Annotated in this window: 27 protein-coding genes and 1 riboswitch; of the genes, 1 reads left to right on the top strand and 26 read right to left on the bottom strand. The window is 40.2% G+C overall.

Annotated features, from left to right (window positions below; translation table 11 throughout):
* Positions 1-4 precede the first annotated feature (4 nt).
* The 26 genes from K0036_RS09085 to K0036_RS08960 form a co-directional block, all read right to left on the bottom strand.
* On the bottom strand, positions 5-721 hold the full coding sequence (locus K0036_RS09085) for a CpsB/CapC family capsule biosynthesis tyrosine phosphatase (protein WP_220431217.1): 717 nt from the start codon (positions 719-721) through the stop codon (positions 5-7).
* Positions 722-817: 96 nt separating this feature from the next.
* Complete coding sequence (locus tag K0036_RS09080) at positions 818-1438, bottom strand: hypothetical protein (RefSeq protein WP_220431216.1); 621 nt, start codon at positions 1436-1438, stop codon at positions 818-820.
* Between the two features lie 72 nt (positions 1439-1510).
* Positions 1511-2494, bottom strand: coding sequence for an LCP family protein (locus tag K0036_RS09075; RefSeq protein ID WP_220431215.1), 984 nt, complete (start codon positions 2492-2494; stop codon positions 1511-1513).
* Positions 2487-3230: a class B sortase gene (gene srtB, locus K0036_RS09070; RefSeq protein ID WP_173693307.1), complete on the bottom strand. Its 744-nt coding sequence runs from the start codon at positions 3228-3230 to the stop codon at positions 2487-2489. Before srtB ends, K0036_RS09075 begins: the two co-directional genes overlap by 8 nt.
* Positions 3230-3943: a YveK family protein gene (locus tag K0036_RS09065; RefSeq protein ID WP_220431214.1), complete on the bottom strand. Its 714-nt coding sequence runs from the start codon at positions 3941-3943 to the stop codon at positions 3230-3232. The genes srtB and K0036_RS09065 overlap by 1 nt, the downstream gene beginning before the upstream one ends.
* Before the next feature lie 179 nt (positions 3944-4122).
* A complete protein-coding gene (locus tag K0036_RS09060; protein WP_220431213.1) occupies positions 4123-4515 on the bottom strand; it encodes a hypothetical protein in 393 nt (130 codons plus the stop codon).
* A gap of 109 nt (positions 4516-4624) precedes the next feature.
* The gene (locus tag K0036_RS09055) at positions 4625-4810 is read right to left on the bottom strand and encodes a hypothetical protein (RefSeq protein WP_220431212.1); all 186 of its coding nucleotides are present in this window, start codon (positions 4808-4810) and stop codon (positions 4625-4627) included.
* A gap of 375 nt (positions 4811-5185) precedes the next feature.
* Positions 5186-5989 carry an FAD binding domain-containing protein gene (locus tag K0036_RS09050; protein ID WP_220431211.1) on the bottom strand — a complete coding sequence of 268 codons (804 nt, stop codon included), beginning with the start codon at positions 5987-5989 and terminating at the stop codon, positions 5186-5188.
* Positions 5990-6058: 69 nt separating this feature from the next.
* Positions 6059-7033: an SDR family oxidoreductase gene (locus K0036_RS09045; protein WP_220431210.1), complete on the bottom strand. Its 975-nt coding sequence runs from the start codon at positions 7031-7033 to the stop codon at positions 6059-6061.
* 36 nt (positions 7034-7069) lie between these two features.
* The gene (locus K0036_RS09040; protein ID WP_220431209.1) at positions 7070-8392 is read right to left on the bottom strand and encodes a nucleotide sugar dehydrogenase; all 1323 of its coding nucleotides are present in this window, start codon (positions 8390-8392) and stop codon (positions 7070-7072) included.
* A gap of 96 nt (positions 8393-8488) precedes the next feature.
* Positions 8489-9739 (bottom strand): polysaccharide biosynthesis C-terminal domain-containing protein, encoded by a 1251-nt coding sequence (locus K0036_RS09035; protein ID WP_220431208.1) that lies wholly within the window; start codon positions 9737-9739, stop codon positions 8489-8491.
* Positions 9736-10929 (bottom strand): Coenzyme F420 hydrogenase/dehydrogenase, beta subunit C-terminal domain, encoded by a 1194-nt coding sequence (locus K0036_RS09030; RefSeq protein ID WP_220431207.1) that lies wholly within the window; start codon positions 10927-10929, stop codon positions 9736-9738. Before K0036_RS09030 ends, K0036_RS09035 begins: the two co-directional genes overlap by 4 nt.
* Positions 10930-11116: 187 nt before the next feature.
* On the bottom strand, positions 11117-11524 hold the full coding sequence (locus tag K0036_RS09025) for a hypothetical protein (RefSeq protein WP_220431206.1): 408 nt from the start codon (positions 11522-11524) through the stop codon (positions 11117-11119).
* The gene (locus K0036_RS09020) at positions 11517-12674 is read right to left on the bottom strand and encodes a polysaccharide pyruvyl transferase family protein (protein ID WP_220431205.1); all 1158 of its coding nucleotides are present in this window, start codon (positions 12672-12674) and stop codon (positions 11517-11519) included. Before K0036_RS09020 ends, K0036_RS09025 begins: the two co-directional genes overlap by 8 nt.
* The gene (locus K0036_RS09015) at positions 12671-13486 is read right to left on the bottom strand and encodes a PIG-L deacetylase family protein (RefSeq protein WP_220431204.1); all 816 of its coding nucleotides are present in this window, start codon (positions 13484-13486) and stop codon (positions 12671-12673) included. Before K0036_RS09015 ends, K0036_RS09020 begins: the two co-directional genes overlap by 4 nt.
* Entirely contained in the window at positions 13483-14502 is a 1020-nt protein-coding gene (locus K0036_RS09010; RefSeq protein WP_220431203.1) for a glycosyltransferase, read from the bottom strand. Before K0036_RS09010 ends, K0036_RS09015 begins: the two co-directional genes overlap by 4 nt.
* 12 nt (positions 14503-14514) lie before the next feature.
* Entirely contained in the window at positions 14515-15756 is a 1242-nt protein-coding gene (locus tag K0036_RS09005) for a hypothetical protein (protein WP_220431202.1), read from the bottom strand.
* On the bottom strand, positions 15756-16928 hold the full coding sequence (locus K0036_RS09000) for a glycosyltransferase family 4 protein (RefSeq protein WP_220431201.1): 1173 nt from the start codon (positions 16926-16928) through the stop codon (positions 15756-15758). Before K0036_RS09000 ends, K0036_RS09005 begins: the two co-directional genes overlap by 1 nt.
* A gap of 25 nt (positions 16929-16953) precedes the next feature.
* Positions 16954-17490, bottom strand: coding sequence for an acyltransferase (locus K0036_RS08995; protein WP_220431200.1), 537 nt, complete (start codon positions 17488-17490; stop codon positions 16954-16956).
* A 12-nt stretch (positions 17491-17502) separates the two neighbouring features.
* Entirely contained in the window at positions 17503-18417 is a 915-nt protein-coding gene (locus K0036_RS08990; RefSeq protein WP_220431199.1) for a glycosyltransferase family 2 protein, read from the bottom strand.
* The gene (locus K0036_RS08985; protein WP_220431293.1) at positions 18417-19049 is read right to left on the bottom strand and encodes a glycosyltransferase; all 633 of its coding nucleotides are present in this window, start codon (positions 19047-19049) and stop codon (positions 18417-18419) included. The genes K0036_RS08990 and K0036_RS08985 overlap by 1 nt, the downstream gene beginning before the upstream one ends.
* Complete coding sequence (locus K0036_RS08980) at positions 19046-19975, bottom strand: glycosyltransferase (protein WP_220431198.1); 930 nt, start codon at positions 19973-19975, stop codon at positions 19046-19048. The genes K0036_RS08985 and K0036_RS08980 overlap by 4 nt, the downstream gene beginning before the upstream one ends.
* A 5-nt stretch (positions 19976-19980) precedes the next feature.
* The gene (locus K0036_RS08975) at positions 19981-20745 is read right to left on the bottom strand and encodes a sugar transferase (protein WP_310593077.1); all 765 of its coding nucleotides are present in this window, start codon (positions 20743-20745) and stop codon (positions 19981-19983) included.
* 17 nt (positions 20746-20762) lie between these two features.
* On the bottom strand, positions 20763-22046 hold the full coding sequence (locus tag K0036_RS08970) for a DegT/DnrJ/EryC1/StrS family aminotransferase (protein ID WP_220431197.1): 1284 nt from the start codon (positions 22044-22046) through the stop codon (positions 20763-20765).
* Between the two features lie 662 nt (positions 22047-22708).
* Positions 22709-24583 (bottom strand): nucleoside-diphosphate sugar epimerase/dehydratase, encoded by a 1875-nt coding sequence (locus K0036_RS08965; protein WP_220431196.1) that lies wholly within the window; start codon positions 24581-24583, stop codon positions 22709-22711.
* 98 nt (positions 24584-24681) lie between these two features.
* Positions 24682-24921 carry a hypothetical protein gene (locus K0036_RS08960; RefSeq protein ID WP_173693286.1) on the bottom strand — a complete coding sequence of 80 codons (240 nt, stop codon included), beginning with the start codon at positions 24919-24921 and terminating at the stop codon, positions 24682-24684.
* Positions 24922-24983: 62 nt separating this feature from the next.
* Positions 24984-25067, bottom strand: a riboswitch (cyclic di-GMP riboswitch).
* A gap of 436 nt (positions 25068-25503) precedes the next feature.
* On the opposite strand from K0036_RS08960, the gene K0036_RS08955 reads away from it, so the two are divergent.
* Entirely contained in the window at positions 25504-25878 is a 375-nt protein-coding gene (locus K0036_RS08955) for a PH domain-containing protein (protein WP_173693285.1), read from the top strand.
* Positions 25879-25896: the final 18 nt, after the last annotated feature.

Here is a 25896-nt window from a genome sequence, read left to right as displayed (position 1 = left end):
CTATCTAACGTCCGATAATTCGGGAAGGATTCTCCTCGAATATACGAAGAGCCCTATCTCTTCCCCATTTTCGCTCAACATATTTTGCACATTGCCCGAGCCTGGACGGACGATCCTTTATATTGTGGGCATCCGATGCAATAAATTGAACCATATCTTTCTTCATCAGCTTCTTGCAAAACTGCTTCGTCTTAAAGCCGCTCTCGCCAACTAGCGAGTCCGCGTTAATCTGTATCATTGCCCCAAGAGCAATGGCATCCGCTACATTCTCCATATTCTCAAAGAAAGCCTGATACCGTTCCGCATGTGCGATAATCGGAATATAACCGGCCGTAACCAATTCATACAAGGTGCCGCGGACTCTGGAATACGGATCCACCGAAGAGAATTCCGTCAATACATATCTGCTTCCTGCCATCGTCGGCCTTCTGCCGCTCTCCAGTACTTCCGCCATATCCGAATGCCGATGGTATTCGCACCCGAGATATACCTCGATGCCGAACGCGCCAATCTCGCTGGCCTTCTTTCTGACCTGCAGGTATCTCTTATACACCTTATCCATCGGTGGCTCGAACATCCCCCTTCGGTAATGAGGCGTCACGATGATCCTTCGTACGCCTTCGGCATAGGCCTTCCTCAGCATGGACACAGTCATTTTTCCATTTGCCGCACCATCATCAATCCCTGGCAGGATATGACAGTGAATATCCGTTAATCTCATATGCCCCGCTCCTCACAACAATACGATTATACCATAAAAAATCTCTTTCCGAAACATAATATCTCAGAAAGAGATTCTTTTAAATACGTATGATTCTTATCTTACTTCTCTCTTGCGGAAGCATACTGCTGCGCCGATCAATAAGATTACTGCTGCTGTTGCTACAAACGGAACTGCCATTCCTTCGCCAGTCTTTGGTGAAGCCTTCGCTCCATCCTTCGCGCCTGGTGCTGTATTCTTGTCTACGACAAACGCAACCGGTGATAAGGAATTGAATGTAGCCGTGATTGTTCCGTCGCCGGCCTTGCTCTCAACTACTTCCCAAGCACTCTTCTCTGTGTTGTAGTGAAGTACTGCAACCTTTGTGCCAGACACTACGCCAGGAACCTTGAATGTAATGGTAAGTGGGAATGTAGCATTTCCATCTACTACTACGTCCTGAACGTCAACCACTGACATTCCTTCAACAAACGCATCGCCCAATACCTTCTTAACGTTGTCAACGTTCTTGATCTCCTCAACTACAGCCTTGTACTCCTCCGGCATTGCCTGAATCTTAACATTCACAGCGTTACCGTTCTTGTCAACAGCCTTAGTAACTGTATTAACCGTGCCGCTTGCCACCGGGCTTCCTGCTGCAAAAGCAGTCGCGCTCATTGCGAACATCATTACCGTCGCCATCGCTGCCCCAAAGAACTTCTTCATTCTTTTACTCATCGTCTTACTCCTCCGCATTTTAATATAATTTCCGCACAAACCTGTACGTTTTATGCTTACCTTAGTATAACACTAATCCTCAATTTTGTAAAACAAATTCAGGATTATTTCGTTCAGCTTGTCATTATTTACAAGAAATTCGTCATGTTCTGCTCCGCCAGTCATCTCCCCCGGAACATTGATGATCTCAGAATCCAGATCATACTCTGACATCTCCTTCAATTCATCCATTGTCATGCTGGTCACCATGTACTCTCCGGCACTGTCCAGAAGTTTTCCATATCCCCCCAGATCCGAAGACGCCTGGGCTTTTAACTGCTCGAACATGGCGGAGATAAACTGCATCTGCCGTTCCATACGCTCCGTATTGCTGCCGCTGACGCTGGTATCGCGGTAGCGCACATAAGATTCCGCCTGCGCCCCATCCAGCACGATCTGCGCTCCTTGCTGGAACGCCGGATCAATATATGTATAATCCTGGGGAACCGTCAGCGTAACGCCGCCCATGGCATCCACGATAGGCTTGATGCCGTCAACGGACACCGAGATATAGTTGCGGATTGGCACGCCGTACAGCAGTTTGGATACCGCCTCGCTTACCAGGCGGCAGCTTTTCTTGTCCCCATCGCCATAGGCGTACTGCAGCGCGATCTGCGCCTTTTCCGTGGCAAGAAACTCTCCTGACTGGTCATAAAGTGCGATCTCCGTCATCGTATCCCTGGATACTGCCAGCCGTTTTGCCGTTTTGGCATTCCGATCCAGGATATATAGTATGATCGTATCCGTCTGGCCGTTGTAACCTGGCGTCGAATTGACCTTTGCCTCCTGCGTCTTATCCACGCCCAGGAACAGGACCGTCTTTAGATCCGTATTATACCGATACTTTTTCCCATTATAAGTAATTACATCGCTTTCCTCGTTATCCGGCTCCTGATCCGCAACTGCCGTTTTCCCGGACTTGTCTGCCTTATCCTTCGCCGCCGAATATATGCCCCACGCCACGACTACCATGATAAGAACGGCAGCCAGACATATTCCTAACTTCTTTTTATTCATCTACCAATACCGCCTCTACTATGTAGCGTTTATTGTTCTCCCCGCCAATGCAGGTGCTCAGCGTCAAGATCTTGCTATCCGCATCCACCGCCACGCTCTCGTCAATACAGTTTCTCATGTCTCGGCTGTTATAGACAGATTCCAGAAACAGCCGCCTGTATTCCTGGGATGAAAAATCATAGGCCTCCAATATATGTACATCATCATATACCACCGCCGCGAAAATCCGGTAGGTCAATTCCTTTTCCGGCGTATAGATCTTTACGTTTGGATGCTCTTTCATATATTGGGGATCCTCAAAGTTATGAAGCCCCATAAACATGGACCCGTCCTTCATGTTATGTCCATAGATGACCGTATTAAAATCCGAAAAATCCTTGGCATTGATCCTTTCTGTATAAATCGATCCTGGATAGCCTTCGGTACCGTCAATGGTGTGGTTCAGATAATAGGCATCGTCATCGCCGCCCTGGACGACCGGATAATTAATCTGCGTATCGGGTATCTCGATCCATGCATAAATATCCTGGTTCGTCTCCTTTAATTTATCAAAGTCGATGGGACTGATATACCCGGGCTTTAGTTTTTGCTTCTTATCTTCCGCCACCTGCTTTTGCACCTTGGCATAGATATTCTCATTTGCAGACTTGCTCACCTCATAGTATACAATGTATCCTATGCACAGCAAGGCCAAGATCAGCAACAAGACTCCTAACTTCTTACGTCCATTTTTCATTATGCTGACTTCCTCTTCTTAGAAGAGCCCTTCTCAAGCGGAACGGCTGCCAATACATTCAATTCCAGATACTTCTTCACGTCTTCTTCCGTCTTAATCGTATCATCCATGAGATGACGGATTACGATCACCGCGATCGCAAGCAGCGCGCCAAGCAATGCGCCGATCGCCGTATTCTTAACCAGGCTCGGGCTGGATGGAATAGTCGGCGTCACCGCATCCTCCACAATGTTCGGCTTTTCCGTATCCATAACTTCAGAAATACGCTCAACCGTAGCCTTTGCCATTGCATTGGAAATATCGCGCGCCATCTTCGGATCCGGGTCCGTAGCCGTAATCTCCAGAATACGGGTATCCGTCGGATTGTTCACGGTAATCTTCTCTTTCAGTTTCTCGTATGTAGTATCCAGGTCCATATCGTCAATGACATCTTCCACAACCGGACGGCTGGTGGTAAGCGTCATAAAATCCGCGGTAAGCTGGGTTCCTATCTGAAGGTCCGTGATCGACGTCACGGTCGTCGTCTTCGTCAGCACATAGATCATTGATGACGCAGAATACTGCGGCGTCACCAGGAACTTGGTGTAACTTCCCACAAGTGCCGCTCCTATGATAAGGCACAAAAGGATTGCCCAGGCCTTTCTCCATAAAAGATGGGCAATTTCCAGAAGATCAATCTCCACCTCTTCATTTTCTCTTCTCATCTCTTCCATAACTATTTCTCCTCATTGTAAGTACAGTTCCGGCTTCTTAAAAGCCGCTTTCCTAGCATACTTTTATTATAAACTATCACGATGTCTTCTTAGAAATCTAACACTCTCTAATATACATCAAAAAAATAGATACTGTCAATTACATTCGCCTTATTGCACTAAAATGCCCGAAAATTGATCTATTTCTTCTGTATCAAGCCGATCCCCATGAAAATCGGATACAGATAACTGGCGCCAAAGCAGCCTAATTTCTTTGGCCCTGTTACGATGCAGGCGGCATTTCCGGTGGTCTTATCCTGGAACTCCAGGGCCTTTTCAAGGGCTATATTGACGGTTGCCCTAGTGACGGACTTGTCCTTTCTGGTGAAGAACATCTCGTTTCCCTTGATGTGATAGGTGAATTCAAGGCCTTTGACGGTTTGGAAAGGGTGATTCTGATAAGCCAGGAGAACGTCCCAGAGGCAGTCTTGGAGGAGATGAAGACTGCCTGTGGATTTTTCTGGGACTGTGGGTAGTTGGCTGTGGGTATGTAATTGTTGGTATAGAATGTCTATTGCTTGTTGATTTGTCATTTGCATGCCTCCAGTATAAATCAAAAGAACAGGGCAATAATCCATCCCTGTCCGTTTAACTTTTAGCAAAGTTTTCACTCATCCACTTATTGCTACTCTTCCATCAAACTTAGCCAGTCCTCTTTACCTTTTCTACATATGGTACCGACCATGCTTGATAATCATCTTTTCTATTGGTTGTTCTTGCATCTTTCTGCAAATCTGAAAATGAATTTTTTCTGCTTTCATTTCCTCTTTTTACATAATAATTGTCAATCTTCATTTTGTTCTTCTGGATAATTGATGAATTTCCCATCCCTATTTCCTTTCCAATGATTCTCTACCCTTAACGCTTGCCATCTGCGCTGTCTTCATCCTTTTTATAAGTATATACGAAATGTACTCTAATAGTTATAACTTTATCATATTTTATTTGATTTGAACAGGCATATTATATAACAAGATCCCCTGTTTCTATAGATTTTAGCGTTTTATATGTGAAAATTCGATCAACTATCCGTAGTAGTTATTCACGTTGCTTTCAGATGTGCATCAACCATACCAGATTCAATTTTAACTGAAGGATAATGCTTTTCACGATAGCATACATCATGTTCTGTGGTACATCCGCATAGCAAATCAACTCTATACTTTTCATTTAATGAATCAGCCTAAAGTAAATTAGAAATAATTATTCCCAAACTATCACTTCTCTTGATATGGGCTGTCTGAACAATTTGTGCATAGATTCGCATTTATGTATCAAATATATTGCATCTTCAAACGAGGCATTTCCATCGTTCAAAAACCAATTTGTGTTTTTCGTCCCAAAACTAACGCCGCCTTTTTTCTTATGAGTTAAAGCGACAAGGTTTCGTACATTTCTATTAGATTCTGCAAATATAGATCCAAATGTACCTTTCAAAAATTCCTGAGAGTCTTTGATTACTGCCTGACGCTTTCGGATTATCTCTTTTGATATTTCAGGCATCTGTTCGTCTAATTGCACCTCCGCGCCAAGAATAATGAATCCATCTAATTGAAATACAGACTTTCTGTAATCAAAGTCGCAATCTGCCCTATCTATCCATTTAATTTTCCAATCACTTTTATCTATCACTTTAACACGGAGTACAAAATCTGATATATTAAATTTCGGGTGCTCTTTTCCACCAATACCTGCATTCATATAGACTACTCCACCGAATAAGGCAGGTAGTCCAATAAGTTCTTCAAATCCACCAAAACCAGCTTCATTTACTTCTTTTATAACTTTTTGAATCCTTACTGACGCTCCTATATAAAAAAGTCCATTACCATAGTTTTCAAAAGAACAATCAACACTTTTCATATAGATAATATGCGCATATCTTTTTTGATCGTTAATCAGTAAATTTGAGCCACCAGATAGGATGTATAAGTGTTCCTTTTTTAATTCCAATAACAAATCTAATAATTCATTAACCGATTCGGGAATATAAAAACTATCAGCCACCCCCCCCCACATGGAAGGTTGTATAATCCTTCAAATTCACATTATATAAATACTGCATAATACAATACCTCACAAATTCTCCTTATACCAGTCTATAGCCAATTTGATTCCATCTTCAAAACTGTATTCCGGGTCATACCCCAGCAGTTCCCTCGCCTTGCTGATGTCAGCGTTGCTATGCTTGATGTCGCCTTTCCTGTTCGGGCCAAACTTCGGTTCGATATCCTTGCCAAGGACGGAAGTCAGTGTGTGATAAATGTCTATTAGGTACTCGCGCCCGCCGTAGGCAATGTTATAAACTTGCCCTGCCGCCTCATGGCTGGCCTGACACGCCTTCAGATTTGCCTCGATAACGTTCTCAATGTAAGTAAAGTCACGGCTGTGTCTACCATCGCCGTTGATGGTCGGCTGCTCGTCATTCAAAAGTTGTTTGATGAATTTAGGAATAACCGCAGCATATGCCCCATTCGGGTCCTGTCGTCTGCCAAAAACATTGAAGTAGCGCATCCCGTATGTGTCCAAGCCGTACAACTTGTAGTATAACTTTCCATATTCCTCGTCTACACGCTTGGTCAATGCATACGGAGAGAGAAGATTTCCTTCCTGTCCTTCCTTCTTCGGCAGTACTGGATGATCGCCATATACAGACGAACTAGAAGCATACACGAATTTCTTTATACCTTTCTGCCTTGCCGCCTCCATCATGTTCAGGGTACCGCAGATATTGACTTCCTCGTAATAAAGTGGCATTTCAATGGAACGCGGAACGCTGCCCCATGCTGCCTGATTTAGAACAAAATCTACGCCCTCGCAGGCAGATATGCAGGTATCAAAATCTGTAATATCACCTTTGATAAACTCATAATTTGTGTGGTCAATAAGCAGATCCACATTCTCCTGCTTACCTGTAGAAAGATTGTCCAGACAACGGACACGGTATCCCATATTCAGGATCGCCTCACACAGGTTAGAGCCGATAAAGCCGGCTCCACCTGTCACCAGAAATAATGAATCTTTATTAAAAACCAGTTGTTTATATCCCATTTTGCTACCTCCTTAATGCTGACGCTCTCCAGATGCTTACAGCCTCCAATAACTGTAGCCGGCATCCTCATATGCCCTTCTATCAAGCAATCCCTTGATATCCGCCAATACCTTTTTATTATTCTCCTGCGCCTTGAACATGGAAGCCACCTGCTCCATTGTCAAGTCTGCGAACTGCGTATGCGCCACAGCCAGAATAACTGCATCACAATCTTTAATCTTAGATATATCGCAGAATTTCACACCATACAGTGTTTCTGCCTCATTTGCATCCGCAGACGGGTCCGCGATCAACGGATAAATTCCGTATTCGTTCAGTTCCTTAACAATGTCGATGATCTTTGTATTTCTGGTATCTGGGCAGTTTTCCTTGAACGTAAATCCGAGAATACCGACCTTCGCGCCACGCACTGGAAGTTCAGCAGCAATCAGTTTCTTCACAACCTGCTCGGCCACATACTTGCCCATATCGTCATTGATGCGACGGCCGGAAAGGATAATCTGGCTGTGATAGCCCAACTCCTCCGCTTTGTAGGTCAGGTAGTACGGGTCAACACCGATGCAGTGGCCGCCCACCAGTCCGGGACGGAAATTCAGGAAGTTCCACTTAGTACCTGCCGCCCGCAAAACAGCGAGTGTGTCAATGCCCATCTTGTTGAAGATGATGGACAACTCGTTCATGAAGGCGATGTTGATATCGCGCTGGCTGTTTTCGATTACCTTTGCGGCCTCAGCCACTTTGATGGACTCTGCCCTATGTACACCCGCATCCACAATAATTTCATAAACCTTTGCCACATTCTCCAAGGTTTCCTCATCCATGCCGGATACAATCTTCGTTATGGTATTGAGCCGATGCACCTTATCTCCGGGATTGATACGCTCCGGCGAATAACCGATTTTGAAATCTACGCCGCACTTCAGCCCGGACTCTTGTTCCAGAATCGGAACACAAATATCCTCCGTCACGCCAGGAAACACGGTGGACTCAAAAGCCACGATGGAACCCTTGGTCAGATTACGACCAAGGATCCGGCTTGCTCCCTCAACAGGGGAAAGATTCGGCGTGTGGTCATCGTTCACAGGGGTCGGTACGGCAACGATGTGGAACTTTGCCCGGCGCAGAGCTGTTTCATCCGCCGTAAACTCCACAGTCGTCTCTTTGATTGCCTGATCACCTACCTCATGGGTGGGGTCATTCCCAGACTTATAGGTTTCGATCTTTGCAGCATTCAGGTCAAAGCCAATGACCTTCACGCCGCGCTTTGCAAACTCAATAGCAATTGGCATTCCAACATAACCTAAGCCGACTAAGGAGAGGGATTCTTCGTTTGATTTAATTTTTTCGTACAGGTTCATAATTCTAGTCCTTTCTAAAATAATTTTTTGAAAATTCAAAATAGAGCAATGTTTAACTGTAATCGATAGATGAAAGAACAAAATATTTTATCATGCTTATCTTCCCCTTTTAATTAATTTAGACAGTAACTTAAAGTCACTTCTAGTAGGTATAATAAACACAAACGGATTAACATGATGTGCATGCGCATAGTAAAACAAAAACATTAAGCCACACATATTATAAGAAATTACTGATGCTACTGCCGCGCCGTACATTCCATATGTTGGTATCAAATTTAAATTCATAACAACATTACAAATTACACTAACAAGCAAGAGAAGAAAATATGGTATTCTTTTGCCTTCAGCAATTAGTACAATTCCCAAAACTTTGAAAAGAACCATGGAAAAGACACCAAGAAAAAGAATCATGGTAACAGAATACGCATTCACAAATTCAACGCCATACATAATTGTAATGAACACTTTTCCAAATAGACTAAACCCTACAACCATAGCAATTAATATTATAATAGAACATTTAATTGCAAACGGAATCGAGGCACTTTTCTCTTCTCTAGCGACCCTTGAAAAAACAACGTCCTTAAAGGCATCGGGGATTAACCATACATAATTCATAATACCTGCTGCCAGAGAGTAATAACTCAGTTCGATTGGTTCTCCCATACGTCTTAAGAAAAAAATATCAACACTATAATTCAAAGTCACAAGAAGAGAGGCCAGCATTGGAACTATGCCAAATTTCAATACGGATTTTGAGAATTCGGCATCAAAATACTTCAAAGTCAGTCTTGTTTTCTCTTTTATCAAATAAATAGCCACTATTAACAAATCAGCGCAAAAGACAGTCATAACAACTGGAAAAACGGATGCTGGAAGCAAAACCCAAAAAACACCATAACAAGCAGCAGTAACCACACTATTAATAATGTTTGCAATAAGTTTGATCCTAATATTCTGCACTAACATAATATTATCCATCTGTATCCTTAATATCTGAACTGGTGCAAGAATAACTATCAAGGCAATTTGAAGATTTCTCGATACAGCAGCTATAATAACGGCAAGTGTACAATATACTATAAATTGAGCGAAAAACAGCGATATATATTTTTTATATACAGTTTCTCCATATTTTCGAAAGTTAAAAGCATATGACTGATAGAAGCCTAAGTTTAATATCAAAGCTATAACACTCACCGCTTGTTGAATAAATGTATATTCTCCCTTATATTCTACACCAAGATATCTCGTGCAAAATGCAGACGAAATAACACCAATTATCGCCATAGAAAGTTTTGCAGTAATACTCAAAATATAATCATTCTTCAAGGGGTTATTCATTTGAGCATCCCCCTAGTCCAATAATAAACATTCCTCAATCCGGTTTTTCTCCCTAATTTACGAATATGCCAACGAAATAGTGCCTTATAATCGACCTTTAGATACCTTTCAACGATATATTCAAAAGGCTGGCTACAATAGTCTTTCCAAAATTGATGCCTATTTGGATTAGATTCAATAGGTTTCCAAAGTGGACCATTGGCCACCTTCATGTCATCGATAGTCGATTCTTCCATATTTAATTCTCTAGAAGACTCACGTAGTAATTTCTCTCCAATCTCGGAATTAACAATAATACTCGAATAACCTAAATCTCCATTTTTCCTTATAAAATTCCATTTGTCACGAACGGCCCAAAAATCGCCTATTGTAATGTCACTTACACGTTCAAATCCTCTATAACGACACTCATTGCAGCATTCTCTAATCGAAAGGTTATGCAGAAAAGCGCTTCCTATAGGTATATCATTCAGACGTCGATTAATTACTTTTCCGTTTTCAAACCGGACTACTGTAGTGCATGCATTCGCCCACCCGTTAATTTTTGACCTAAAGTCTATGCTGACACATTTTGATTTCTGTATATTCTCCATATAATTTAATGCTTTTAGAAAAAAACCGGGACTTTGTACGCCGTGACAAATCAAATCGCATACAATAAGTTTATGGTTATTGTGTGATAATCTTTTTACAGCGTCACATTGACACGGCGTTCCGCAAAAAAGTACAGTGTTATATGAAGAGAGAATTTCATCTAAATCGTTTAAGATTACATTTGTATTGCTCTGCAAGTATTTTGATTTTCGTAATAAACCTAATTGCTCAATGCTAGTTATAGCAATATGTCTGACGGTAAAATCCTTATTGTAAGCTGCACCTATTACGGTACCACCTTTTTTCAACACACATTCTGCTAATGCAGTAAAAACACCTCCTGAAGAACTTTCAAATCTAACTCTACGCGATTTATGCCGCGCTAAATAATATTTTGTGATATAATTATTTTTGCTATGGCTCGAATTGACAATACATGACTTTATACACAAATTACAGTTAATGCATAATTCGGTATTTATGGATGGCACAAGAAATCCTTTATCATCATACTCCATTTGAATGCAATTCTGTGGGCAGACTATACTACATAAACCACATCCAACACATTTATCTTTTTCACATATATAATCCATCTGCTAACTTCCCCATTGACTTTTCTGAATTAAAAAATTATTTACTATTCAACGCATGAACTAATCTTGCTGGACTACCAACATATACACCTGAAGAAGCATCCTCTAACAAAACACTGTTTGCCCCAACTACGCAATTTGAAGAAACAAAAATATTACCCAACACCATACTTCCCGCAAAAAAAGTTCATTCATCACCAATATGAGGCTGCTGCTTTTTCGCCGCATCCCCAATATTTGCGCCACCAATAGTTACATTTTGATAGATCGAGCAGTTTTTTCCTATGATCACAGCTGCCCCTATGACAATACCAGTGGGATGTGGTAAATGGAGTCCCAAGTCAATCTGGGCAGTTGGTGACACATAACAAGCAAAGTCCTTCACAAGCCTGATATGATATATTTGTGATAAATATTGATTTATTTTTCCATTTTGTGAGGCGTGATATTGCATTTTCCGTATAAAGTAACACGCACGCGCGGATGGAACTAAATGAATCTGCCGCCACCTTCTATAGACGTTTATAATATAATTCTGCGGGACAAATTTATAAACTTCTGTTTTTAAATAGTTATTAAATTCTGTTTTATTCATATCTTGCTCCAATTTCTGTTGCTTTTTGTAATGAATTCCCTAAATAATTCAAGGACATTTCACGGCTATTATTGATTATCGTATTCACGTAATCAAAATCCATATCAAAATCAGCCACAAAATTTGTGTCTTTAGATATATAACGATTTGTACAATCAAAATATCTTAGGGCAGACAACAAGCGATCCTCATATCTTCCCCAGGAGGAAGTCGTGTTTCGTTCTATCACGTAGAATGGTTTTTTATACAATAAGGAGAACATCAATCCATGATACGAATTGGTAAATACCATTTCAGCATTTTGAAATAGGGTAATAAATTCCTCTGGACCAATAGCAGGAATCCCTCTCCTTATATTTGCTGCATATTGTTTGGGGATCATTGGAATTTCTACAATCTCAGCATTCATGTATTTGGCTGCATTCCTGATTGTTTTTCTTGCCCATGTGGGAATTCCTTCAAATAAGTAAACTAAAACATATTTATCTGGATGGTTATAGGTTTTCTGTGCAATGTTATTCCACTCGGCTTGCTCAATTAACAACGTAGGATCAATCGTGTGTGTAGCATAAGAACTTGTGTAATTTCGTAAAATATCAATGCCACTTGTTTCCCTACACGAAAGATAGTCAATTTCACTTATATACTTCTCGAACGGAATATCAGCGTAGCCTTCTAATGAAGAACAACCAAAACTAGGAGAATATGCCACCCTTTTTCCTTTTTGAGCAAACTGTAGAAAATAAACTGCTAAATCATCAGTTCTATCTGGTGACCATATCATGTCACTTCCGCATACATAAGCATCATATATAGCATTGCTATTCTCCAACTCCCTTACTGTAGTATATTTACCATCTCCATACGGCAAATATAAGTTTCTAAAACTGGAGAAGAGTTTTGTCCGTTTTACTTGTTCAGCATAAATCTTATTTCTTAACATGATGTCTGTAACACCATAATTTTGAAATACATACTTAATCCTTTCAGTCGTAGAATGCTTAAGTTCTATATTTTTTATCGATCTTACATAAGGAATTATCTGTGTGGTATACCCTAAATTCGAAATTGCAGAGGAAATAGCATACGCCTGTAAACATGTACCATAATTATCTGATTCGTGAAAGGTTATGATTCCTACTTTCTTCATTCTTGCCCTCCAAATATGCGATCATAAAAACTTATTGACTTTCGAAACAATTTTGTTAGATCATTTATGTATGATTTCATGCTGTCAAGGTCTGATTCTATTTCACCTAATTTTAATATAGCGCATCTCCATTGTTCAAAGGACATGCAAATATATTTCTCATAGATGCCGTCGTTATATTGTTTTTTCTCTATAAATCTGAATCTTGGTTGATTTATATTGTTCTGACTTTTGTAATACAAAAAAAATGCATTCCACTTTTCTTTAAATATCGCATCCGACATCTTTAAAACTCGGTTGACTCTCTCTATTGGAAAAGGAACACTAATCTGATACCACACAATCTCGGGTTTTTTGTTTAATTCAGACAAGCAATCTAATAGAATACTATTTGCAAAACGGTGTTCATAATGCCAATCAACTTCCGAAGGTAGCAAAACCCTATCTGGTTCATATGATTGAAGCACATTGAGCAGATCTCTTTTCAACTCAACATTTGAAATGCAATAAGGAATATTTTTATGCTTACAAAACGCAATGAATTCTTCTTCTCTAACTCTTTTGTTCTCCACATCATGTTTACTACCTGTCATTGAACATAGAAAAACTAATGGTGTATTTTCAATTAAATATGTATAGCAACCTATCAATTCATCATCTGCGTGTGGTGAAATTACCAAAGTTTTTTTTCTATCAATATGAAGTTCCTTGCAATTCCCAGTATATGGCTTCAACTGGTTACTCCATTTACATTTTTGCACTATTGTCGTTATTATGCTATAAAGTTTTGATAGAATTCCATATTTAGTCATGTATTTAACAGGCTCCTATATATTTCTATGTATTTATCCGTTACGGCTTCCCAAGAAAAGTTCTTTACAATAAATTCACTCAACAAGTTATTCTTATCGTCTTCATACATTTTCTGAAGTTTATTTTTGATATCTGCAATATTTTTTGGGTCGATCGTGCTACACCATTCTGATAGTCCCCACTCGTTGATTGGTAAAACTTTTGATGCTACTAAGTTTGCGCCACAAGCGCCTCCTTCAAATAACGAGTTCCCAAATATCTCCTTATGTGATGGAAGAATTACCACTTGTGCATTACGATAAGCGGCTTGTAAAAGAATGTCATTATGATCTACCCAGCCAAGAAAACGTATATTCTTTCCAGCTAAAGATTTGCATATCTCATAATATTCAGGACATTCCTTGTCAGCACCTCCGATAAACACCAACTGCATATCTGTATCTTTTACAGCTTCAATAACGCTTAACTGGTTTTTGTTCTCATCGAATCTTCCAACTTGAAGTATATATTTTCCCTCAATTCCTGTTCGAGAGAAAAAATAGTCTGCAGAAATTTCTCTCTCCAAATCTAGACTAACACCATTAGGGATAACGTATATCTTTTTCTCACATATCCTAAAATTTTTGGCTATAAATTGCTTCTCTATCTCAGTTTGAGCGATAATTGCGTCAGCATTCTTCAATACTAGTTCATTCATATATCGATCTGAATAAACTGGTAACTTAGAACACAGTAATCTATTTAGCCAAATTGCAAGCCTTTTCTCACTCGGAACAACAGATGACACAACCACAGGGATCCCCTTAGAATGTGCATACTTCATCATCGTCCAACTTTCAGAACTGGATTTAAATATATGAACCAAATCATACTCATCAACTCTATCGACCCATTTATCAAATCTTTTAATTTCTACTTTCCCTTCAATATGTCTAATATAATTTTCTATCCTAACTTTAACGCCTCCCGAAGGATTTTGCGTTACTAAGTTATAACTATCAACTAAAACTCTCATGAGTATTTCTCCTCATCTTTCTATTCGGTGTTTTCGTATTTTAGTCATTATCAATGAAGCGACAAATATACAAAACGGACCTTCTATTAAATAACTGCCAGATACTAGTAGTCTTACAAATTCCAAGCAAAGCATATATATAACAAATTCTCTGTGATTTGTATTTTCTGGAAGAAAAAATGCAAAAACACTTTTTAATGTAACCCAAGCAGCAATTGTTGTCCCCACAACCCATCCATACGAAAGTAAAACTTCATAATAAAAATTGTGCACATAATTTGTTTTATAAACGCCGACTGACATATATCTTGAAAGCGCAATCCTGTCTCCAAATAATCCGCCAATAGAAAGATTCATATTAGACAAGCATTCATTAGCAAAAGCATATATGGTTGACCTACCACCAACTTCGTTTGATTCAAAAAATCTTCCTTTGATAATGGTTTCTACAACTCTACTTGATGCCCCAAATGGTTTTAATATAGACAATAATGCGGTTTGTAATTGATCACCAAATACAACTGCTAAAATGAGCAAGGCGCTTAACAGCGAGAATATTATCACCTTTTTTGTATTGTCTTGTTCCAAATACTTTTCTACCTCAAGAAGAAGAACATAAACAACAGCTGCCAAAAAGGCTGCACGCCCACCATAAATTATAAGCATATACAGATTAACTAAATAAGAGATCAAATATATAATTCTGTTCCCTTTATTCTTACTAAAGAAATAATACGCAGCTAAGCAGCCTGGCAACACCATCATTGAAAACACCATATAATTTATCAGATTATATATATGAAAAAAATAATATGATATAAGAGCCAAAATCGGTGTAATTAGGGCTATCTTTCTCATTCCTTCAAAGAATAATTCAAAACTTTTTAAGCCTACAACATAAACTGCAGTCGGGATAAAAATTAGAACCATTAAAGTCAATTCCATCGAATTGGCCTTAAAATAGATTCTGCTCTCGGGCACAAAATAGTAATTCAGTGCCATAGTGATGCCTGTAACACACAGTGCGGAAAACAACTGTCCCAATTTTCTTCTTGATAGAGGGATAACTTTAAAAAATCCATAAATAAAAACAAGCAAATAAATTATGAGAGTAGAGATTTGTGTCGATAACCCAACATATGCTAATGCGCTTCCCACTGCATTAGTGAAAAGCGGTATTGAAACTACCATAACAAGTAACTTTGATACTCTATATTCATATGTTTTCTCTCGCAAAGAAACTACTTGCTCCATCACCCATTTCCTTTCCTGACTATATTTAGATACGATTCAGCCATTTGTCCATCAGTCATCGATAGTGCGGTATTATATGCATTGAATATTATTTTTTGTTTGTCACTTACATCTAGTGAGTATATTGATTCCAGTATAGATACCAAAGCATCTATGTCTCTGGGTTCAACTAAGTATCCATTGCACCCATCTTTAATTACGCCGTCTATCCCCTCATTTTTACTTCCAACAACGATACATCCTTGTGCCATCGCTTCCAAATAGACTAAGCCAAATGTTTCTGGGCTACTGACCATTGCAAAAATATCTGCGTCTTTTATGTACCTAACCGATTCCTTGCGTGAAACTCGCCCTCTAAAATGTATATGTTCTCCTATACCCAACTTCCGCACTAGACTCACAAGTTTTTCTTCTTCACTTCCACTACCAACTATTTCTAAATCGTATACAAATTTAACCTTACTTATTGCATTAATCAGTATATCTACATTTTTTAATGGTATTAGGTTACCACTAAATACAATTTTTACAATTTCTTTTTTAGTAGATGCCTTTTTCTGTATAAATGCAGGTTCTGCTAACAATTCACTTGAAATCCCAGAATAAATCAATTCTGAATTTATACCGAACTTTCTATAAAATTCCTTCCTAATTTGTTTGTTTCTGCACCCAAAATAATTAAACTGCTCCATATACTTTTGGCTTGTATCTATAGAGAATTTGCCGAGTCCCTGCAAATCACAATTATGGAGTGTTGCAAATTTCGCACGGTTCGAAATCCTATGATAATCAAACCCAATAAAAGACATTGGGAAATGGACAACAGTCAAGTCCGCATCAAAGCCTATTTTTTCTATACAAGCTTCTACTTTAATTTGAAAATCTCTCATTTGAAAGGTCTGCAACTCAATTGCATGGGGTACAAGCAACTGATACCGAAAAAGGTGAACTGAAATGCCTTCATATACATAAACATTTTCTGCACTATAAAATATCTCTTTTAAATTTTGAGGTCTGATCTTTTTTATTGCGTTTTGGTATAAGTAAATAACTTCGACATGGTGTCCCTGCTTCTTCCATTCTTTCGCAAAATAGTGAACAGTTTTTGTATCAGAAGGAATTCCGAAAGCCTCAGCACCAGGGTATATCGTTGTAAATAATAAAATGTTCATAAGTTCCCTCCGTCACCACATCATGTTAGAATGCGTCACTGTTCTTTCGCTTTACAAGTTTACATGGATTAGCCTTAACCATTTCCTCGGCATCATATCTACTCATTGCAAAAGGCTTTCTTTTTTCATAAAACTTATTCCATGTGGAAATGACTCGTGCAGGATTGCCGCCAATAATGATTCTTTCGGTAGAAAAACTATCAACTACAACACTACCAGCAGCTACAATAATATTATTTGCCAGTTCAACCCCATACAGGATTGTGGATCTCTGTCCGATAAAACAATTGTCCCCAATCTTAATTTTGCCAAAGACATTCGAGCACTCTTTATCTATCTTACAAATACTATTATCATGTGTGATGAATTTTACATCTCCAGAAATGGTTACATTATTTCCAATCTCAACTAGGTATGGTTCGGTAGTCATTAGGTTGCAGCATATTGTACACTCCTCCCCGATTCTCATGCCTGATTTTCGGAAGTATTCACATATTGACTCTTTTTCATTTTTTGAAAGTTTTGATTTTACTTTTGCAATGAAATATCCAATCTCCTTCACTGAGCAATCCCCCTATCGTCTAATCATGCTACGAATCTTCAACATAGTTTTTTTTGAAGCCAAAAGAGTGGCTTTGGGCGATGTAAAAATTGCCAAGCAATACTTAAGACCTTTGAACCAATTACCCGTCTTCAAAAATATATATCCTAACTCATAGTTGTGCATGCAATATACACATTTTTTGTCACCGTTTGTTAATTTATCCATAATGGGGGCTATCGAATCAAAAAACTCTTTTTTGTGATTTAAAAGAGTCTCACCATCTGGTCTGTTTTGTGTATCGCTCACATCTATATTTAACAAATACTCGTCTACTTCCATCAGTTTATACTTATATGTGAAATTGACCAGCAGTTGAAAATCTTGATGTCTTAATAAGCCCTCATCAAAGTAGCCTGTGTCATCCAAATTCTTATGTTTCAACAACAGGGAACAGGTCGTAACATCTGAAATCAATGTCAATATATCGAAATATATATTACCATCTTGATATTTTTCTGATTTGCCAATCACTTTTCCTTCTTGATTCACAAAACGATATTTACATGATACAGCGCCCCAATCATCACTCAATTGGCGAATCGTTTTTATCTGCTTTTCAAGTTTATCTTCATCCCACCAGTCGTCATCATCAAGAAAGGCAATATACTCCCCTTTGGCCTTACGAATTCCAGCATTCCTGGCTGCCGCTCCATTAATATGTTTCTCCTGCATAATTAAGTGAAACCGAGGATCACAGTTGTACTTCTGCACCCGCCTAATCAGTTCTTCGGTATACTCATCTCCCGGTACATTGTCATTAACTAAAAGCAACTCTAATTGTGTATATGTTTGGCTTAGCACACTTTCTATTGCTCTATCTAATTTTTCTGAGCGTCTATAAGTTGGCATTACCACACTCACAAGCCCAGGAACATAATCTGCCATCAGTTCTTCTCCCTTGCCAATGTTCGGAACACCCAGCCTCTTACTTTGTTTGGCAGCAATAACTGAATTACAACTCTCTTTGCTATGTTCATCATATATGTTGGGATTCCTATAATACTATTTTTTAACATGTAATTTTGCAAGCCAAATTCGCTCATAAAATACTTCTTTCCCCCACGTCTGCTGTACATATCAGTACCAGTTCGTACATTCACAAGCACGGTACCAGTATTACCGAAAATGCACCCATGTTCCAACATTCTTATCCAAAGATAATAGTCCTCATTCCAAAACCAATCCAAATATCCCCCGGCTGCTTGTACAGCCGATTTTCTATACATAACCGTCACATGGTTCATCGCACAACGTGTTTTCATGTAATCTTTAATGGCAGCATCATATTCGGGCACCGCCCTTTTACCAACAACGTTGCTTTCTTCACCAACGAACTCTGTGATATCTCCACCTATAATATCTATGTTCGGATTTGATGCAAAATAATTTAACTGCTGCTCGAAGCGATACGGTACGGACACATCATCACTGTCCATCCGTGCAATCCACTCATATTTGCTATTTTCAACCGCTACACGAAGAGCATTACCGAGTCCTTGATTTTTTTCAAGTTTTATAACTGTGAGGGATACCCCCCCGGCTTGCTCATCAGGCTATATTTATCTATTACGGACTGAATCGAATCTGGAATTGGACCGTCTACTACCAGAACGATTTCATTCGGCCTTACAGTCTGATTCATCAGGCTGTCCATCGCCCGGTCAAACCATTCTGGGTTATCCTTGCCGTAAACAGACATAGCCACGGAAAATGAAGGATACTCCTCGCGATTTTGAGATATTTGTTCTCGCAATGCTTTATCATTTTCTACTTCCAGAATATTTGGATCAACCCTTTTCCGGGTAAATCGAAATAATTTTGTCCTGAGTGAATTTGGAACTAATACCTCACCCGCAAAGCGAATCGCATTATTATATATGTACTGTACATAGCCTATAAGTTTATTTTCCACCATGAACTTCTGCAGCGCCGCCTCGCTCTTAAAGTACCGCATACCGCCACGGCGAGCGCTCATCTCTTTGCCAACTCGCACATTGACAATATTATCTTGAATATTGGCAAACACCGCTCCAGACAACATCATTCGTATCCATAGGTAATAGTCTTCATTCCAAAACCAATCCTTATATCCTCCTGCCTTAGAAACCATAGACTTCTTATATAGAACGGCCATATGATTAAAGGCACAGCGCTTTTTCATATATTGCTTTATTTCCGCATCAGTTTCGGGCACCTGCCGTTGCCCAATAATATTAACTTCTTCACCAATGAACTCAGTGATATTGCCCCCTACCATATCAACATATGGATTCACTCGGAGGAAATCAAGTTGTTTTTGGAATCGATATGGCTGGGATACATCATCACTATCCATCCTGGCAACCAACTCGTATTTACAATTGTCAAGAGCCACTCTCAAGGCATTTCCTAAACCTTGATTCTGCTCTATATATATAGGTCTGATAGCTATTGCATCTTCCATATAACTCACCCTATCTTCCGCATAGCCAATAGTTTCTTTGCCTCCGTTTGTCGCTCATCATACTCTTCTTGATCAACTGCCCCTTTACTCAGCAGGTAATCCCCGAAATCCATGTCACTGACGGTTCCTTCCCGCATGACTCCTTCCTGTTTCACAAAGGCTTTCATGACAGTCTGTCCAATAATCTTCAAATCTCCAAGGAAGGTAATCTTCCCTATGTATTTCAAATCCCAATTCAGTTTTTCTTCCCAACTGATGCCGTTTCGTCCGTTAACCTGTGCCAGACCTGATAACCCTGGCTTTACAGAGTGACGTTGTCTCTGTTCAGAAGTCATGAATACCATATCCCGCACAAGTTGCGGTCTTGGTCCGATGACCGACATGGTACCGTTTAGAATGTTAAAAGCCTCTGGGAGTTCATCAAGACTGGTAGAACGCAGCCATTTTCCAAACTTCGTGAGTCTTACCTCATCAGGAAGTAATTCTCCGTTTGCATCACGCTCATCGGTCATTGTCCGGAATTTGTACAGTGGAAATATTTTTTCATTTAAGCCCGGACGCATCTGCTTGAATATAACTGGCGAGCCAAGATTGATTTTCACCAATACCGCTATAATAATGTAAAGCCAGCAGAAACAGACAATTGCCAGAAGTGCGCAAATCATGTCAATTGGCCTTTTTACAACTCGCTCATAAAGGGTTCGTTGACGCTGGGCTGTGAAAACCTCTGTCGACGTTTTTTCTGTATATTCAATTGTCGGTTCTTTCACAGTCCTCAATCCTCCAACTACTCAAAGCACCCTCTGATAATCTCAATCACCAGTTCCTGCTGTTCCTCTGTCATCTTGTTATCCGAAGGCAAGCACAGTCCTCTGTTGAATATATCTGCTCCAATATCCTCCACACCGCCTTCTATGTAAGCATTGGTTCGCGCCCGCCCGTTTCCATCAACCGTGATAAACGGATGGTTCCGGTACATCGGCTGCAAGTGCATCGGTTTCCAGATCGGGCGACCCTCCGCATTAAACTTTACTAAATTTTCCAATATCTCAGTCGGGCAACTCTTTCCGTGCTCTGCCCTGTAAAGTGCATCGTGGTCTCCACGCACCTGTGGACACATAGCCTCGTTGTCGATCAGAATGCAGCTCAGCCAGTAGTTCGGCTCCGCACCTGCCATGATAGGGTTCATAGTAACAGGCAGCCCCTTCAGTCCCTCCCGATACCGCTCAAACACCGCTTTCTTCTGCCTTATATGCTCTTCCAGATACGGATACTGCCCGCGTATGATGCCTGCCACGATATTGCTCATACGGTAGTTGTATCCTACCTCTTCATGCTGATACCAGGGAGCGTTTTCCCGGCTCTGGGTACTCCATTTTCTCGCTTTATTAGCGTCTTCCAGGCTGTTGGTTAGCAGACAGCCTCCCATTGATCCCGTCAAAATTTTGTTACCATTGAAGGAAATTGCCGCATAATCACCAAAAGACCCTGTCTGCCGTCCGTCAATGGTCGCTCCCATCGACTCCGCAGCGTCCTCAATGATGAGTACGTTATGTTTGTCACAGATTTCTCGTATCTTCTTAATATCGCCGGGGAAGCCATATAAGTGTGCCATGACTACCAACTTGACATCCGGGTAAATCTCAAACGCCTTTTCCAACGCTACCGGATCCATGTTCCAAGTGGCAGCATCTGTGTCAATAAACACAGGAATGCCGCCCTCATAAACAACAGGGTTTAGAGTAGCATCAAATGTCATATCTGAGCAGAAAACCCGCCTGCCCTCCACAGCGCCCTTGCCGATATCCGGTTTTCCATAAAGACATTCTCCTGCCAGTTTTACGCAAAGGTGCAGTGCTGCTGTGCCGCTGGAAAGTGCAACTGCATAGTTGACTTCTGCCTTCTGGGCTGATATAACTTCACATTCCCATATATTTCTTCCAACTGTACTCACCCAGTTGGTATCAAACGCCTCATCCATATACACCCTTGATTCCGGGTGCATCGTCGGCGAACTGAGCCAGATTTTTGTCTCGCTTGGATTTATCTTATGATTTTCTGAAATAAACATTTTCGTTCCCTTTCCTACCCTTGCCGTCCCACCTGCACGCGGCAAGGCTCCCTATCGTGGCCAGGTTTTGTTTTCTTGCCTCAACTGTGGTCGGGCTCCCTATTTAAACAACAACTAGACTGTTTTGCTCTGTACAGTCTTTCTATTTAAATTCCTCTATGAGCGTTTCTATTTGAGTTTATATGGACAAAATTCGCTTTAGTTTGTTAAAGTATATTTTATTGGGGACATGCTGTTAAAGTTCCACTATCCCCACCGTGCTCATCCAATTGGTGTCATAAGCCTCATATAGGTAAACTTTACTTTCTCTATGCATCGTTGGTGAACTCAACCACAATTTAACTGAGTTTGCTTTGAAATTGTGATTTTCTTCAATAAACATTCTGCTTCTCTCCTTGTGGTTTCCTTTTGCATAGATAAAGTGAATTTATGTGATTAACATATTACTTTTATTTCTGTTTACCTCTCAGTGTTCCTGTCAATCATTTCCCAACTGCTATATGTGACTATTATCTCAACATCAAGGCATCGCCGTTATACAAATCTGCCTAACTAATATTTAATTGTAAACAAAGTTCTCGACAATCACCCATAACTGTCCTAGATAAACTGATACTATTTTAACTACCGCTTTAATATTTATTCATTTAAAATTCCCCAACTCATTCCTCAGGCCGATAAGTAGGCACAATCTCCGCCACAATATCTTTCATATTCACCGCTTCCCTATAACTAGCCTCATCTAACTGCCTAAGTTTCACTCTAAACCACTCATCGTCCATCTCAATTGGCTTTCCAATATGAATCAGTGAGTTCTCTGTGCTTTCCAAGCCTTCCTCGTCCATCAGCATTTCTTCATATAATTTCTCGCCTGGCCGGAGTCCTGTATACTCAACCATAATGTCAACATCCGGCGTATATCCGGATAATTTTATCAAGTTTCTAGCCATATCATCAATTTTTACCGGCTCGCCCATATCCAGTATGAAGATCTCTCCGCCCTTGGCGTAATACGCCGCCTGAAGAACCAAAGATACTGCCTCCGGTATGGTCATAAAAAAGCGTATGATATCTTTATGCGTTACCGTAACCGGCCCGCCATCCGCGATCTGCTTTTTAAATAGAGGAATCACGCTGCCGTTGCTTCCTAATACATTTCCAAAACGGACCACAACAAAGGTGGTATCCTTATACTCCCGGTTCATCATCTGTATTACCATCTCGCAAAGACGTTTCGATGCGCCCATGATGTTGGTCGGATTGACTGCTTTATCCGTAGAAATAAGCACAAACTTTTTAACGCCAGCCCTTGCAGCCGCCGTTGCTGTTTTATATGTACCCAGCACATTGTTCTTGATCGCCTCATTCGGGCTGTCTTCCATAAGCGGCACATGCTTATGCGCAGCCGCATGAAATACGATATCCGGCTTATAGGTCTGCATTAGCCATGCCAGCCGATTCGTGTTTCTGACAGATCCGATCAGCGTCACCAGATTCAAGTCCGGATATTTCCGGATTAACTCCTGTTGTATATCATAAGCATTATTCTCATACATGTCAAATATGATTAACTGCTTAGGATTTGAGGTTGCTATCTGCCTGCATAACTCGCTTCCGATCGAGCCGCCCCCTCCTGTTACCAGGACGATCTTATCGCCAATCGCGTTTAATATCTCTTCATTATTAACCTTGATCTGTTCCCGTCCGAGCAAATCCTGGATCTCTACATTCTTTAATGTGCTGACGCTCACTTCTCCATTCAGCAACTGGTATACCCCTGGCACCGTCTGAAGGCGGCATTTTGTTTCCTTGCAGATGTTCAGAATCTCTTTTCTAGTCTTCGCGCTGGAAGTAGGAATTGCATAGATAATATGGTTCACTTCATATTTCTCAACCATTTCCAGTATGTCATTCCTGTCCCCTACAATCGGAATCCCTTCCAATACCCGGCCTCTTTTGTTCGGATTGTCGTCAATCACGCAGCACACCTTTGTATGGAAGCGGCTGCTGTTAATCAGTTCCTTGATCAGAATCTGTCCTGCCTCTCCGCCTCCGATAATCATAATCCTGTCCTGCTCGTCTTTTCCTTCATCCTGCCTCTTCCTATTTGTATAAGAGCGAAGCAAACGGTAGGAAAATCTTGTTCCTGCCGTCATGCAGAAGCAAAGCACATACCCCATAAAATAATAGGAACGCGGCATACGAAGATGCATGAACAGCATCCCTGCCACATCAACCACCATTAAGATCAGATATGCCGTGATGATCATCCTTAATTCTGCCACGCTGGCCAATCGCCAGATACTATGATACAGCCTGCAGATGTAAAAGATCACAATTGTGGACAGAATCCAATATGGCATGGACCATAGATATCCTTCCAGATAATTCACCGGAATCCGTGAAAATATAAAATCAAAACGTAACAATAGCGCTAAGAAATATGAAATCATTACACTTAGCGCATCTACAAACATTATCAATATTGCCCTATGTACCCAGAGCACATTGCTGCCCTTTTGCTTTTTAACACTCATGTCTATCTACCTCAAACCCTCTATAGCCTGCCCCTGATAATCTCCCTCTAATGAAAAAAACTGGCTCGCCCTCTTCCAACAGCCAGTTCCTCCATATTCTAATTCTCGCCGCGGCGTTTAATACAGGCGACAATTCCTATTATACCGATAAAAGCGGTGGCAATCACGGCATTTATCGGATCAATGCACACACTCATTCCTTGACTGGAAGTATCCACAATAGAATTCTGGGCAAATATAATAGTGGCAGAACCTAATGCCAGGCATCCCAATGCTCCGAATGATGCCAGCATCTTACCATATTTTTTCATGCGTAAATACACCCTTCCCTCATTCACAATAAAAACCTCCCCGGCGCGTTACCAAAGAGGCTCATGATCCAATACTATGTAATATCGAATTATGCAACTGGCTGTCGTACCTTAACGGTTTAGACCCTCTAGTTTTGCGCCATCAGTTTTCACTGAATTTGCTTTTTATAATCTTGTAATATTATATACCTGCCCAGATTTTAAGACAAGCGTTTATTGAGGTTATGTACTTATTTGCTCACTTTTTGTAAAAAAGCGGCAAAAATAGTAATTTCTTTGACTCTATACACATTCATTTTAGCATAAAAAGTTCGAATTTACTACTATCCTTTTTATTCCAGTCACATTATTTCAATCTTTTACAAATAAACGTACCGCCATCGTACTGATGATATATTTTATCTTTGACAAAATCAATCGGTACTAAAAAGTTAGTAATTCATCGACATATCTTGACATCTGATTTTATATTTCTCAACAATATTCTCCATAATTCGCTTTATTAATATATGCAAATTCTACAAAATAGTATATAATATACTTAGTTTCAGTCATAAAACTGCTAACATAAAATTCATGAAAAACATAAGCGAAAGAGAGGTAACAGGAATGATTGATTTTAAGAACAGCGAATATGTAAAAATGAAAGAGATAGACCCCGGGTCAATATTTGCAGAAGTCCAGCCACTATTAATCAATGGCGAAGAGGTCATCGGCGCTTATAAAGCCATGAGAGACTACTGTGTATTTACGAACAAGCGGGTAATCGCAGTTAACGTACAAGGAGTGACTGGTAAGAAGAAAGACTTTTCCTCCCTTCCGTATTCTAAAATAACTGCTTTTTCTGTAGAGACTGCAGGCGTATTCGATATGGACAGCGAACTGGAAATGTATTTCAGCGGTCTTGGCAAAGTCAAGTTTGAATTTACCGGCAGAAGTAATATCGTACAGATCGGCCAGATTATTGGTACCTTTGCATTATAACTTCGCAAAGGGGATTGA

Source organism: [Clostridium] scindens (assembly GCF_019597925.1).
GTDB lineage: Bacteria > Bacillota > Clostridia > Lachnospirales > Lachnospiraceae > Clostridium_AP.
This window is presented reverse-complemented; position numbering and strand designations above follow the sequence as displayed.

Excerpts from the sequence above, each read along its gene's own strand:
- K0036_RS09015 (WP_220431204.1), bottom strand. The coding sequence starts at position 13,486 with ATGACTAAATATGGAATTCTATCAAAACTTTATAGCATAATAACGACA.
- K0036_RS09045 (WP_220431210.1), bottom strand. The coding sequence starts at position 7,033 with ATGGGATATAAACAACTGGTTTTTAATAAAGATTCATTATTTCTGGTG.
- K0036_RS08980 (WP_220431198.1), bottom strand. The coding sequence starts at position 19,975 with ATGGAAGATGCAATAGCTATCAGACCTATATATATAGAGCAGAATCAA.
- K0036_RS09030 (WP_220431207.1), bottom strand. The coding sequence starts at position 10,929 with ATGGATTATATATGTGAAAAAGATAAATGTGTTGGATGTGGTTTATGT.
- K0036_RS09025 (WP_220431206.1), bottom strand. The coding sequence starts at position 11,524 with ATGAATAAAACAGAATTTAATAACTATTTAAAAACAGAAGTTTATAAA.
- K0036_RS09010 (WP_220431203.1), bottom strand. The coding sequence starts at position 14,502 with ATGAGAGTTTTAGTTGATAGTTATAACTTAGTAACGCAAAATCCTTCG.
- K0036_RS09085 (WP_220431217.1), bottom strand. The coding sequence starts at position 721 with ATGAGATTAACGGATATTCACTGTCATATCCTGCCAGGGATTGATGAT.
- srtB (WP_173693307.1), bottom strand. The coding sequence starts at position 3,230 with ATGAAAAATGGACGTAAGAAGTTAGGAGTCTTGTTGCTGATCTTGGCC.
- K0036_RS09020 (WP_220431205.1), bottom strand. The coding sequence starts at position 12,674 with ATGAAGAAAGTAGGAATCATAACCTTTCACGAATCAGATAATTATGGT.
- K0036_RS09055 (WP_220431212.1), bottom strand. The coding sequence starts at position 4,810 with ATGGGAAATTCATCAATTATCCAGAAGAACAAAATGAAGATTGACAAT.
- K0036_RS09080 (WP_220431216.1), bottom strand. The coding sequence starts at position 1,438 with ATGAGTAAAAGAATGAAGAAGTTCTTTGGGGCAGCGATGGCGACGGTA.
- K0036_RS09065 (WP_220431214.1), bottom strand. The coding sequence starts at position 3,943 with ATGGAAGAGATGAGAAGAGAAAATGAAGAGGTGGAGATTGATCTTCTG.
- K0036_RS08990 (WP_220431199.1), bottom strand. The coding sequence starts at position 18,417 with ATGGCAGATTATGTTCCTGGGCTTGTGAGTGTGGTAATGCCAACTTAT.
- K0036_RS08970 (WP_220431197.1), bottom strand. The coding sequence starts at position 22,046 with ATGTTTATTTCAGAAAATCATAAGATAAATCCAAGCGAGACAAAAATC.
- K0036_RS09040 (WP_220431209.1), bottom strand. The coding sequence starts at position 8,392 with ATGAACCTGTACGAAAAAATTAAATCAAACGAAGAATCCCTCTCCTTA.
- K0036_RS09005 (WP_220431202.1), bottom strand. The coding sequence starts at position 15,756 with ATGGAGCAAGTAGTTTCTTTGCGAGAGAAAACATATGAATATAGAGTA.
- K0036_RS09035 (WP_220431208.1), bottom strand. The coding sequence starts at position 9,739 with ATGAATAACCCCTTGAAGAATGATTATATTTTGAGTATTACTGCAAAA.
- K0036_RS09000 (WP_220431201.1), bottom strand. The coding sequence starts at position 16,928 with ATGAACATTTTATTATTTACAACGATATACCCTGGTGCTGAGGCTTTC.
- K0036_RS09075 (WP_220431215.1), bottom strand. The coding sequence starts at position 2,494 with ATGAATAAAAAGAAGTTAGGAATATGTCTGGCTGCCGTTCTTATCATG.
- K0036_RS08955 (WP_173693285.1), top strand. The coding sequence starts at position 25,504 with ATGATTGATTTTAAGAACAGCGAATATGTAAAAATGAAAGAGATAGAC.
- K0036_RS09060 (WP_220431213.1), bottom strand. The coding sequence starts at position 4,515 with ATGACAAATCAACAAGCAATAGACATTCTATACCAACAATTACATACC.
- K0036_RS08965 (WP_220431196.1), bottom strand. The coding sequence starts at position 24,583 with ATGAGTGTTAAAAAGCAAAAGGGCAGCAATGTGCTCTGGGTACATAGG.